Origin of the sequence: Methanobrevibacter sp. TMH8 (assembly GCF_020148105.1) — an archaeon.
Taxonomy (GTDB): domain Archaea; phylum Methanobacteriota; class Methanobacteria; order Methanobacteriales; family Methanobacteriaceae; genus Methanobinarius.
In genome coordinates, this window is sequence record NZ_JAHLZE010000035.1 from 1 (window position 1) to 13,067 (window position 13,067).

A 13,067-nucleotide genomic window follows, 5' to 3' on the forward strand; every position below is an offset into this window, starting at 1 on the left:
ATTCCTCCACTTTCAAGATAACTTCCTATTCCATTAGATCCTAAAAACATTAAAAGAGCAATTCCTATTACAATTTCAGGAAATGCCATTGGTAAGTCAATGACAATTTTAAACAATCCTTTTAATGGAAATTCGTATCTACTTAATGTATATGCCATTGGAATACAACAAAGCATAACTAGTATTGCAGATATTACAGAAGTAGATAAAGTTAAAGAAATGGCAAATAACATTTCTTGTGAGAATAATGCATCTATAAATCCTTGAAATGTTGGTATTAAAAACATACTTCCAATTACTACAAAAAATAGAAGTGTAATGAATATGGTTAATGCTATAAAGCTTATTTCAAATTTTGAGCGCATGTTTCTACCAACTTATTGATATTTTAATTATTTTATTATTATTTTATTTTTACTATTTTTATTACATTGTAATATTTTTACTATTTTTATTATTTTTACTAATTTATACTAATTTAATTTATACTATAATTTTATTATTTTTATTATTTTTCTATACGCTTTATTATTTTTTAATAATTTTTTCTATAATTTATTATTCTCTCTTATTATTTATTATTCTTTATTATTTTATTTTCTTATTAATTTATTTCTATTTTTATTTCTATTTCTTATTTTCATTTATATATTAATAATAAATATAATAATAGATATACAATAATTAGTAATAATATCTCTTCTGTATTGTTTTATATTCTTTAAGTAAAAATGATTAAATCTTAAATATAAAATTATAGAATAAATCAATTAATAGTATTTATATTAGATTAATTAGTTTTAAATATTATTTTATAGGTTTATTATAATTAAATAGAATAAGTTTAGATTAAAATAAAAAAATTAATGGAGATAAAAAATATTATACTTCGAATCCCCATTTTTTCCAGATTTTTTTACCTTCTTCAGAAGTTATGAATTCTTGGAATTTTGTAGCTGCATCTTTATCTTTTGCAAATGTGGTAGTTGCAATTGGTACAGTACTTTCAACTGTTTCGTTAGCAGGTATTTTAATTACTTCAATTTTTCCTTTACCTTCTTCCCAAACAGTCATATCCTCCCAAATTATGGTTGCATCACATTGTCCAGTTACAAGATATGTAAGAAGTTGATTAACGGTTGTACTTTTAACTACAACATTTCCTTCAACTGCTTCAGTTAAATTATTTTTTTCTAATATTTGTGCGGTTGTTTTACCAATAGCTGGACCGTCAGCCTCTCCAATAGCTACTTTAACTCCGGGTTTAGCTAAATCTTTAAGTGATGTAATGTTTTTAGGATTTCCTTTTTTAACAATTATTACTGGAACGTTTTTAGTTATATTTTTCACAGTGTTGTTTTCAACATATCCATTATCCATTGCATCTTGCATATATTTGTAATCAGCAGGTAAAAAAACATCTCCACTCTTTTGAGTTTCTAGTGTAGCGAATAATTCACCACTTCCGCCATACTTTGCATTTACTTTTATATTAGGATATTTTTTATTAAATTCACTAATAAGATCAGCACCAACTTTACTAAAACCTGCACCCATCAGTACATCAACACTTCCTTGCTCATTTGAACCTCCAGTATTTAATGCTCCACTTAGGTATAAACCTGCAATAGCCAATATTGCTATAATTATTATAATTAAAATTATTATTTTATTATTTTTATTCATAGTTATCTCTCTTATTCCTTTATAACTGATATGGATATTATGAATTATTATTCATATCGTACTCATATTTGTTATATATATCTTATATAGTTTATGATTTGATTTTGAAGATAAAGAAATTTCATAACACATAAAATTAACATGATTATTCAAAATAGATTAAAAATAGATTAAAAATACATAAAAACAGGTTAAAAATATATTAAAATATTAAAATATTAAAGTATATTAAAATATATTTAAAAAATATTTAAAATTAATTAAAATTAATTGAGAATAGAATATAATATAGCATTAAAATAACTAACAATAAGATTAAAATATTTTTTATTTTTGATATAATTAATTAGTAAATATATGATATAATTTAGTAAATATGATTAAAAAGATAATTAAAAAGAAAATGTAAGAAATTTATAAATTTAAATTTAATAGGTTATAATGTATCCATATTATCTAATTGAATATTTCCCTGAATGGTTTTAAAATCAACATCAATTCCATTCTCTTTTATTGCTGCTATTGGATTTAATCCACTTCCAGTAACAAAACCAAAATTATAGGTATCAACTTTTGCATTATAAACAAGTTCTCTTGGTTTCCCTATTTTAAAAATTGGTAATTTAATACTGCCCATTTCATTTAGTATTTCTTTTGTTTGTTCTCTTGCTATAAATGGAACTTCTTTTATAGAAGCTAAAATTTTCTTGAAATTGGTGCTAAACTCATTTTCATCAGTAATAGAATCATATTTATGAGGATTCCTATTAATTGAGGTCATATTTTTAAAAATAAATATTTCATGGGGATCAATTGAAGATCCATCATATGAAATGAGTTCTGTAAAGAGAGGGGTATTTCCAAGTTCTAAAAGCCCTCCATATTTGGGAGTTGACATTATTCCCTTTTTAATAAGAATTCCATCAAAAGATAAACTACAAATAGTAGCTATCCCGATTTTATCCTCTCTGTAATGTGCACTGTCCTTTTTTGGTTCTACTATTTTATAATAAGGGCTTATATATTTTTTAGCTGATCTGTATGCTTTTTTCATATGGTTAATTGATAAATCTAAGTCATCTTTATTCACATAAGATAAATTTCCGATTAAATTACCTTCATGAGTTTCGATATCAAAATCAACATCTTGCATAAGATTCCAGGCTTTTGAAAGTAAAAATGATACTTTTAGTTCTTTTTCTTTAGCTGAAGGCTTTAAAATGCTATTTTTAAATACTGTATCTATTTTTTTATCTTTTTTATTGCTATCTTTATTTCCTTCATAATTCTTAAGGATTCCTTTATTAGTTATACTACTATTAAATAATTTTTGCTGTTCAAAATCAGATAATTCATCTGCTAATCTAACTTCTACAAATTTTTCCATTTCTTTTAATATACAAAGAGGAGTTATTCCACCGATTATAGCGATTCCTGAAAAATTTTCATTTACATTTATTCCTAAAACCTTTTCACCACTTTCTCCAATTGAAACAATTCCGTTTATTCCGATTTTAGCTAGATCATCGAAAAGTTTTTTTGCTTTTTCAAGAGATTTTGTAGGAATAACTCTAAAATTAGCAGGAATAATTCCATTCCCATCTTCTAAAACGTTTAAAATAGAAGTCATCCCATCTGCTACAAAAGCATTTATTGGAGTAATTGATGTCTTTTTGTAGGAAATCAACTCAGTAAATCTTTGAGGAACATAATCTTCTACTTTTAACAATCCTCCATATATTGGAAGACTAGGGATACCATTTTTCAATAACATACCATCAATGGTTGTTCCACAAATTGTTTTAATGATAAATTCATTCTTTTTTGAATTTTCTGATTTCTTTTTTTCTATATCAACTAGTGGACTAACAGCTAAACCAGATGAAAAAGCTTTTTTCATAATTGCAATAGGATTGTTTTTTTCATCTTTTAATGAATCTTCATCTAAAATAACTTTTGAAACATTTATAACAACATTTCCTTTTTTATTTTTTTCATCAAGATTTGTTTGATAAATTAACTCTTCAAATTTTGAAAATACAAAATCCACATGATCATATATAAGTCCATTTTTCAATTGTGCTTTTCCAAGGGAAGTCAAAATTCTTCCAGAATATCCTTTTCTTTGAGTATATCCCTTTTCATCAAGAATTTGCATATGATATCTGATAGTTCTTTCTCCTAAATCGTATCCTCTGTTTTTTAGTTCTTTAGCTACGATTCTAGCTCCAACAGGTTTATCATACTCTTCTATAATTCTTAATATTTCTATGATTTTTTCTTGAGATTTTGACATATAATGACCTAAAATAAGATTTATTTGCTTTAATAGCTTATAAAAACATAATATTGGCGTAAAATTGTAATAAGATGTAATAATAGGATATTAAATAATATTAGAGATTCATGTTAATAATCTTAATAATCTTAAATAATTTTTAATTATTATTTAATATTATATCAGTATTATTCAATATTATTTAATTTTAATATTATTTAATATTCTTATCTAATGTCTTTTAAAATTTATATTATTGTAAATATTTTATTCTTTTATAATTTTAATATTTTGTTTGTTTTTAATATTCTTTTTGCTTTTTTATTTTTACTTTTTTAATATTTCACTTTTTTATTTTATATTTTTTATACTTTTTATATTTTAATATATATGATATTATCATGATTATATATTATTTGTAATTAACTAAATAAAAATATATTAACATATCTAAAAAATAGTTAAATTAGTTAAATATTAAAGTATATTTAAAAAAATAATACTTTATTAATATAGAATAAATATTGTATCTAAAAATAGCTAAATAATTAGTTAAAATAATTAGCTATATATTATTGAATAATTGGTTAAACATATCAAAAAATAATAATATAAATAGTATTTAATATAAAAAAATAAAAATATTATAGGCCCTATTTAGAGACCTATGTATTTTTTCTGTTCATATCCAAATACTTGTATTCTGTATTCATCCCATTCTGCATATTTTGAAGCTAAGAATTTTTCACTTATATGCTTTCCAAGACCATTTATAATGACATCATCTTCTTCAAATGCATGATATGCTTCCCATAGACTTGCAGGAAGTGTTTCTATGCCTTTTTCTTTTAATTCTTCATTGCTTAAATTGTATATATTGAATTCAGCAGGTTCTCCTGGGTCTATTTTGTTGTTTATTCCATCTAAACCAGCTTCTAACATAGCTGCAAATGCAAGGTATGGATTACAAGATGGATCGGGACTTCTATATTCAATTCTTGTTCCTTTTCCACGGGCCGCAGGAATACGTATAAGTGCAGATCTGTTTTTAAGACCATAAGCTATATAAACAGGTGCTTCATATCCTGGTACTAAACGTTTGTAGGAATTTACAGTAGGAGCTACAACAGCAGATAATGCTGGGGAATGTTTAAGTAATCCTCCCATAAAGTATAAAGCTTCTTTAGATAATCCAGTTTCACTATTTTCATCAGAAAACAAGTTTTCATTTCCTTTAAACAAGCTTTGGTGACAGTGCATTCCACTACCATTAACTCCAAAGAAAGGTTTTGGCATAAATGTTACTCTATAACCCATATTGTCTACAATAGCTTTAATAGCTTGTTTGAATGTAATTACTGCATCAGCTGTTTTCAATGCATTATCAAATTTAAATGCAATTTCATTTTGACCTGGAGCTACTTCGTGATGACTTGCTTCTACTTCAAAACCAAGTTCTTCAAGATCTACAACTAACTTTCTTCTGAAGTTAGGACCTTTATCAATAGGCTCAACATCAAAATATGTTCCATTATCATGGGGGATGAAATTTCCTTCTTCATCTTCATCTATTATGAAAAATTCTGGTTCTGGTCCAATATTGTAGTTATATCCTTTTTTATTGATTTTCTGCAATGATTTTTTAAGTATGCTTCTTGGATCACCTTCAAATGGTTTATTATTTGTATTATATATGTCACAGATAAATCCACATACTCCAGATTCTTCTGGTCTCCATGGTAGGAGGGAAAATGTGTTAGGATCTGGTTTCATTATTAAATCACTGTCTTGAATTTCAACAAAACCATCTACAGAAGATCCATCAAATAATACTCCATCATTAAACATATCTTCTAGTTCTTCATCGCTTCCAAAAGGAACAGATATACTTTTTGGGATTCCATTTATATCCACAAATTGTAATCTTACAAACTTAATTCCTTTTTTATTCATTAATTCCATTGCTTTTCCTATAGCATCCATCAAATCTTCTCCAATAAAAATTAGTTAACTTAGGTACTTATTTAGAATATTATATTAGAATATCATATTTTATTAACATTAATTTCATTTATTTAAGATATTAAGCAACTAATTGGACTACAAATATTTTATATTTTAATTTATATTTTATATTTTAATAAATTTTTTAGTATTTTTAATAATTATGATTTTTAGTAGTCGGAAATACATTTCCTACTTATCACATATAAATATTTCTAATTTATTATTATTTTTGATATTTGTATTATCTTCATTTATTAATTTAATTAATTTATAAAATAGTTTATTTATTTTTAATTTTATTGATTCATATGTCTAGGTTTTGATAATTTTATCATATTGATATTTTATAATAAATATAAAATATAATAGTAAATTTATTATCAATAAAAATATGTTTTTTAATTAATATATAGTTTATTAATACATGATTTATCATGAACATTTTGTAATACATTTTAAAATTTTTTGAACATAATTATAATTGATTAATAATTCGTTATATAAGCGATTAAAAATGATAATATATAAAATGATAAAAAGTTTAATAATATGGTACTAATAGCTAAATTTGGATAAATACTATTGAATATTAATAATATAACAATAACATAGCACAAAAATTGCATAAAAATTATAAATTTGAGTGTATAAAATATTATAAAATTAAAAATTTTAAAATAAATGAATATATAATTTAATTTCAATATTATTTTAAATAATTAAATATTTCAATAAAATATTAAAATATATGAAATAATATGATTAATTATATAGATTATTTAATTATGTTAATTATTTAGTTATGATTATTTAATTGATATTAAATTCAGATAAAATATATAAAAATAATATTTATAGTAATTATTATAGTATTATAATTCTAAATAATTAAAAGAATTTAAATCTAATAAATCTATATTGAGAATTTTTAGAGCAGATAGTAAATGTAACAGTTCCAACTACTGTTATTAATTTAAATGCTTTAAATGCTTCTAAAGATTATAGAGATTCTACAATATTAACTATTGTTTTTCTATTTTTTCCTTTTTGGTTTGTTTTTTCATATTTGTTCATTGTCCAAAAAGTTTTTTAACTTTTTTCAGCTCCTCGGGAATGTTTATCATTTCAGGACACATAGGTACACAATCTCCACATTCAGTACATGATGATGCATAATTTTCCTCATTAAGAAGTGAAAAATATTGCATTGAACTTGCTTCAGGATTGTCAAGCATTTTTGCTATATTATATTCTTTGAAACATGTTGGAATAGCTACCTTTTCTGGACATGGCATGCAATATTTACATTGTGTACAAGCAATGTCCTTTCTTTGTTTATAAGCTTTAGCTACTTCTTTAATGATATCTTTTTCTTCTGTTGTTAATGTATTAGGATAACCAAAATCAGCTATAGCTATGTTTTCTTTAACCTGTTCTAATGAACTCATTCCACTAAACACTGTACTAATTCCTTCCATATCCCAAAGATATTGGAATGCCCATTGAACAGGACTTTTTTTTGTTGGAGCACTATCCCAAAGAGATTGAACTTCATTTGGTATGTTATCTACTAAGTTTCCTCCTCTAAGTGGTTCCATAATCATATTTCCCATATTTATACTACTTAAATATTGCACTCCATTGATTCCACTTTGATATTCTTCATCAACATAATTCATTTGAGTAAGAACAACTTCCCAATCATAGGAATCGAGAATTTCAAGGAAAAGATCTAATTCATCATGAAAAGAGAATCCTATGTGCTTTACTCGCCCATCTCCTAATATTGTATCCATAAATTCAAATACATCTAAATTAGTCAAGTTTTTCCAGTAATCTTCTTTAAGTGAATGAAGTAAATAGATATCAATACTATCAGTCTGCAATCTTTCTAGTTGTTGATCAAGAAATCTTTCCATATCTCCTTTTTTCTCAACTATCCAACTAGGTAACTTTGTAGATATCAATACTTTTTCTCTATAACCAGTTGATAAGAATTCTCCAATAAATGGTTCACTTTCTCCAGGTTCATCAAAATCAAGGGAATGATAAGAGTATGCACTATCAATAATATTTATTCCATTATCTATTCCATATTTCAACATAGCTGAAGCTTCTTTTTCATCGATTTTATTAGGTTGATTATCAATAGTTGGAAAACGCATAGTTCCAAATCCTAAAATCGACACTTTCTCACCAGTTTTTCCTAATTCTCTGTAAAGCATTATAGCACCTGTAATTGATAAATTTACTAAAATTCATTATATATACATATATTTGATTTATTTTATTTATAAACGATTGATTTATTTTATTTATAAATGATTTTTATTAATATTTGATTTATTAGTTATTATTTGAATATTTATTATTAAAATATCTTTTATTCAAATATTCATTATCTAAATATTTATTATCTAAATATTCATTATTTAAATATTTTTTATTTGAGTATTCATTATTTAATTATCTAATTTGTTTTTAATTAATTAAATATTTTTATAATTCATATTAACTATATTAAAAAAATAGAATTATTCGTTAATATTATCAGAATGATATAAAATCGCTTTAAAAATAGAATTTAATTTTAAAATATCTTTAAAATTTGTAAAAATAAAAATTTTATGTTTCCTGGGATAAGTAGGATGCCGGGAGCGGGATTCGAACCCGCGGCCTCACGGTATCCCAGGAATTAGTCAGAGCACTGCTTAAAACCCTATGAGCCGTGCGCTCTAACCAGCTGAGCCACCCCGGCATCTGACTATCTTCTATCAGTTTATTATATCATTTAAACTTTTCGATTATTTTTCAGTATTTTAAACAATTCAACTATTTATAAATTTTTCATGAACATGGTTTGTATTTTTAATAATGAAAAATCAAATTAATTATGTAATCATACAGTTACATATCATTACTAACATTAGATATAGATAATAAATAATATGGATAATAAATATTATAAGAAAATTATAATTATATTAAATGAAATAATATAATATAAAAATAATATAATGTAAAATGAAAATATAATGTAAAATAAAAATTGAATATTAATATTTATAATATTAGTATTAATAATATGTAATTATGTACTGATTTTACATATTAATTACATTATTCTTCTAATAAAATGTTTTGTGGTAATTATGAGTAAAGTAAGAGATATGAATTTAGCTAATGAGGGAATTAGAAAAATTAAATGGGTTCAAAAACACATGCCGGTTCTTGAACATATTAAAAAAGAATTTGAGAAAACAAAACCTTTCGAAGGAATAACTATTGGATCTTGCCTTCATCTTGAACCAAAAACTATTAATCTTGGTCTAACTCTCCAAGCTGGTGGTGCAGAAGTAGCTATGACTGGATGTAATCCTCTTTCTACTCATGATGATGCAACAGCTGGTGGTGCGGCACTTGGACTCAACATGTATGGTTGGAGAGAAGAAACAGAAGAGGAATATTATGAAACTATAAATGATGTTCTTGATTATAAGCCTGACATCATTATTGATGATGGTGCAGATATGATATTGGTTCTTCATCAAGAGAGAAAAGAACTACTTAACAAAGTCATGGGGGCATGTGAAGAAACTACTACTGGTGTTCATAGATTAGAAGCTATGCATGCTGATGGTGCACTTAAAATACCTCTTATAGCTGTAAATGACGCATATACTAAATATCTCTTTGATAATAGGTATGGAACTGGTCAATCTACATTTGATGCTATTATGGGAACTACTAATATGTTAATAGCTGGTAAAACTGTGGCTGTCTGTGGTTATGGTTGGTGTGGTCGTGGTGTAGCTACTCGTGCTGCAGGTCTTGGTGCAAATGTTATTGTAACTGAAGTTGATGCAATCAGAGCACTTGAAGCAAGAATGGATGGTTACAGAGTCATGCCTACAAGTGAAGCTGTAAAATACGCTGATTTAATGATTACAGTCACTGGAAATATTAATGTAATTAGTGGAGATGACTTTAAAAATATGAAAGATGGGTGTATGTTAGCTAACTCTGGTCATTTTAATGTTGAAATTAACAGAGTAGATCTTGAAAATCAATCTGTCTCTGTTGAGGATGTAAGAGAAAGTGTTGAAGAGTTCACTATGAAAGATGGAAGAAAAATTTATCTTTTAGCTGATGGCCGTCTTGTTAATTTGGCTGCTGAGAGAGGTCAAGGTCACCCTGCTGAAATTATGGATTTAAGTTTTGCTGCTCAGGCATTATCAGCTAAATTTATTCTTGAAAATGATCTTGATGTAGGAGTTATGAAATCTCCAGATGAACTTGATTATGAAATTGCTGGATTAAAACTTAAAGCTATGGGTATTGAAATTGATAATTTATCTGATCGTCAAAATGAATATTTAAATGATTGGCAAGAAGGAACTTAGTCTTTTTCGTTATTTTATTTTTATTTTAGCATTTAAGAAATTATCTAAATTATTATCTTTTTTATCTTTTATTTTTAGTTTTTCTTAAATTATTCTTTTATATTAATTATATTATTATATTACTATCATTATATTACTATTATTATCTTACTATTATCTTACTATGTCATATTTTAGATTCATTAATAAAGGAAAAGGACCTACAAAGCTATTTGTAGGCGGAATTCATGGTAATGAAGGAGAAACCACTATTGATTTTTTTAAATCTCTTATCTTTTCAGATTTCTCTAATGGTAAAACTTTTATTTATAATTTTGATAATACTCGTTATATATCTACTTTAAAAAAAGAATATTTTGATTCAGATATGGGCAAATATCTTATAAAGATTATTAAAAAACATAAACCTGATTTTTACACAGAACTTCATTGTTATAATATTAAAAATTATGAAAAGTTGACATCTAAAGATAGAATGGAATCTCAAGGGATTCCTCCTTTGATAAATCTTGAAAATCACGTTTTAATAAGTTCTGTTTCTCCACTTATTAGAAAAAAATATTTTCAAATGGAAACTGTTTGTAAGACTTTAGAAATTCCATGTATTAAAAAGAATAGTGGAGTAGGTGAAAACTTTTCAATGGATACAGATTCTGCTAATATTTATTTAAATATTCTTAAAATATTAGCTAAAGTAAAAAATAGGGAAGAGTTTCAAAATAAAATGGTAGAATTATATCCAAAACAAGTTGATTTAGCTATAAAATATGCAAAAGAAATATTTGGAAAATATTTTCCTCCTTTTTAATTACTGGTGTGATAATGGAAAATCCATGGGAAACATTAGATTTGGATATCTATGAAAGTCATATGAATTTAAAAAATGTAGCACAGATTCCTCTTTTAAATAAAATAATGAAATCTCAACTTTCACTAGATAATATTGATTTTGTTGCTATTTGGGGAGTAGCTGGTGGAAATGGATTGGAATATATATCTTGTAATGATTTTAAAAAAGTTTATTGTGTTGATATTAATATTAAATATTTAGATGTTATTGAAAAAAGATATTCTTATTTAAATTGTTTAATTTTAGAAAAATTAGATTTAAATGATATTTCTTTAAACTTACCTGAAGTAAATTTAGTTATAGCTAACTTATTACTTGAATATATTGGATTGAATAATTTTACAAGTCAAATAAAAAAAATTAAACCTAAATATGTTTCTTGTGTAATTCAAATAGATGATAATCTAAATGATAAAAATAATTTTGTGGTTGATTCTATATATTCAGATTCCTTAAAAAATATCTCAAAATTAGGAGTTTCTATAGATAAAAATGATTTAATAAGTAAAATGAATGAAATAGAATATAAATGTATTTTAGAAGAAAAATATGATTTACCAAGTAACAAAAAGTTTATTCGACTTGATTTTAGTAATTTAATTTAATATATTATCATGAAGTTTTTAATTGTTTATATGTTTGTTCATTTATCCTTTTTATTTATCTTTTTAATTTATCATTTTTATTTTATTTTTTTATTTATCTTTTTTATATTTTTATTTTTTTTATCTTTAGCACTTTTTGGATCAATTTTTTATCCAAACCAGTCTTCTAAGCTTTTTTGAGTTGTGCTGAGTTTTTTCATTTTTTTAACTGCACTTAAAACTCTTTCTTTAGAAAAATCATGCTGATTACACATAAAATCAATTATTTTCTCTTTATCAACTTGTTTCCATTTGATATTGTAATTTTTATTAATTTCTGGATTTAAAAAGATATTTCTAAGTTTTTCTGGTTCTATTTCTAGTGAAATATCTTTTTCTTCAAGATAATTTTCTATTGTAGAATTTTTAACTATTTTGAAACCAGTTTTAGCACCTATTCCTTTCACGCCTTCATTAAAATCAGTTCCAACCAGTATAGCTATGTCAATTAGTTGTTCTCTTGTAATATCCATATTTTTTAATACTTTTTCAAGTTCTAAATATTCTAAATCAGACAAATTTCCACTTATTGTAAGATTTCTAATGATTTTTGGTGAACCAAATAATAAACAGTCATAATCTTGTGAAGCTACTGCCCAAGCATCTCCATTTGCAACCATGTAAGAAGCTTGAGCTTCACCTTCTCCAAAAGATTGAACATATGGAATTCCCATAATTTCAAGCAATTCTTTAGCTGATTCCAAAATGTATGGTGACATTCGAGATGATCTTTTGGCAAATTTTGCAGCCGTTTCAGCATCACCATCTTTTAAAGCTTTTTTCCATTTTTTTTCTGCATCTTGTCGAACTTCTCTACGTTCTGCTATTGTGTTTTCTTTAAACTCAGAAGGTTCTCCATCAAAAACAAAAATTGGTTTTATTCCTTTATCTACAATATTTGAAGTTCTATATAGTATTCCACTAAGGTGTGATGTAATATTCCCATTACTATCCATGAGAGGAGTTCCATCAACTTGACGAATACTTGATAAAAATTGATAAAGTGTATTAGCTGCATCTATAGCTATTACTTTCCCATCAAGATCTTTAAAACTAATATCTTCAGGTGTTACAATATCTTTAAATTTAACTCCCATTTTAGCACCTTTTTATCTTTTTATTTCAAATTTTCTTTTATTATATTGGTTAATAATTAATTTAATTATATTTAAATCATAATTCAATTCATATTTGATTTA

General features: G+C 24.8%; 8 protein-coding genes, 1 tRNA gene and 1 pseudogene. 3 read left to right on the forward strand and 7 right to left on the reverse strand.

Annotated features, from left to right (window positions below; genetic code table 11):
* From KQY27_RS07410 to KQY27_RS07435, 6 genes and pseudogenes are all read right to left on the reverse strand, one after another.
* Positions 1-365: pseudogene (locus KQY27_RS07410) on the reverse strand (molybdate ABC transporter permease subunit); the annotation flags it as partial.
* Between the two features lie 517 nt (positions 366-882).
* Positions 883-1,686 carry a molybdate ABC transporter substrate-binding protein gene (gene modA, locus KQY27_RS07415; protein ID WP_224425943.1) on the reverse strand — a complete coding sequence of 268 codons (804 nt, stop codon included), beginning with the start codon at positions 1,684-1,686 and terminating at the stop codon, positions 883-885.
* 436 nt (positions 1,687-2,122) lie between these two features.
* Positions 2,123-3,982, reverse strand: a complete 1,860-nt coding sequence (locus tag KQY27_RS07420; RefSeq protein WP_224425944.1) for a DUF128 domain-containing protein — start codon at positions 3,980-3,982, stop codon at positions 2,123-2,125.
* Positions 3,983-4,621: 639 nt separating this feature from the next.
* The gene (glnA, locus tag KQY27_RS07425; protein WP_224425945.1) at positions 4,622-5,950 is read right to left on the reverse strand and encodes a type I glutamate--ammonia ligase; all 1,329 of its coding nucleotides are present in this window, start codon (positions 5,948-5,950) and stop codon (positions 4,622-4,624) included.
* A 1,091-nt stretch (positions 5,951-7,041) separates the two neighbouring features.
* On the reverse strand, positions 7,042-8,196 hold the full coding sequence (locus KQY27_RS07430; protein WP_224425946.1) for an aldo/keto reductase: 1,155 nt from the start codon (positions 8,194-8,196) through the stop codon (positions 7,042-7,044).
* A gap of 424 nt (positions 8,197-8,620) precedes the next feature.
* A tRNA-Met gene (locus KQY27_RS07435) sits at positions 8,621-8,729 on the reverse strand.
* A gap of 394 nt (positions 8,730-9,123) precedes the next feature.
* Between KQY27_RS07435 and KQY27_RS07440 the strand changes: the two genes are divergently transcribed.
* The 3 genes from KQY27_RS07440 to KQY27_RS07450 all read left to right on the forward strand — a co-directional run bounded on the left by KQY27_RS07440 (position 9,124) and on the right by KQY27_RS07450 (position 11,829).
* Positions 9,124-10,374: an adenosylhomocysteinase gene (locus KQY27_RS07440; protein ID WP_224425947.1), complete on the forward strand. Its 1,251-nt coding sequence runs from the start codon at positions 9,124-9,126 to the stop codon at positions 10,372-10,374.
* Between the two features lie 163 nt (positions 10,375-10,537).
* Complete coding sequence (locus KQY27_RS07445; protein WP_224425948.1) at positions 10,538-11,182, forward strand: DUF2119 domain-containing protein; 645 nt, start codon at positions 10,538-10,540, stop codon at positions 11,180-11,182.
* 14 nt (positions 11,183-11,196) lie between these two features.
* Positions 11,197-11,829, forward strand: coding sequence for a hypothetical protein (locus KQY27_RS07450; protein ID WP_224425949.1), 633 nt, complete (start codon positions 11,197-11,199; stop codon positions 11,827-11,829).
* A 149-nt stretch (positions 11,830-11,978) separates the two neighbouring features.
* Here the strand turns inward: KQY27_RS07450 and fen are convergent, their stop codons facing one another.
* Entirely contained in the window at positions 11,979-12,965 is a 987-nt protein-coding gene (gene fen / locus KQY27_RS07455) for a flap endonuclease-1 (protein ID WP_224425950.1), read from the reverse strand.
* Positions 12,966-13,067 lie beyond the last annotated feature (102 nt).

Coding starts and splice junctions, on each gene's coding strand:
- KQY27_RS07445 (WP_224425948.1), top strand. CDS start 10,538: ATGTCATATTTTAGATTCATTAATAAAGGAAAAGGACCTACAAAGCTA.
- modA (WP_224425943.1), bottom strand. CDS start 1,686: ATGAATAAAAATAATAAAATAATAATTTTAATTATAATAATTATAGCA.
- KQY27_RS07430 (WP_224425946.1), bottom strand. CDS start 8,196: ATGCTTTACAGAGAATTAGGAAAAACTGGTGAGAAAGTGTCGATTTTA.
- KQY27_RS07420 (WP_224425944.1), bottom strand. CDS start 3,982: ATGTCAAAATCTCAAGAAAAAATCATAGAAATATTAAGAATTATAGAA.
- fen (WP_224425950.1), bottom strand. CDS start 12,965: ATGGGAGTTAAATTTAAAGATATTGTAACACCTGAAGATATTAGTTTT.
- KQY27_RS07450 (WP_224425949.1), top strand. CDS start 11,197: ATGGAAAATCCATGGGAAACATTAGATTTGGATATCTATGAAAGTCAT.
- KQY27_RS07440 (WP_224425947.1), top strand. CDS start 9,124: ATGAGTAAAGTAAGAGATATGAATTTAGCTAATGAGGGAATTAGAAAA.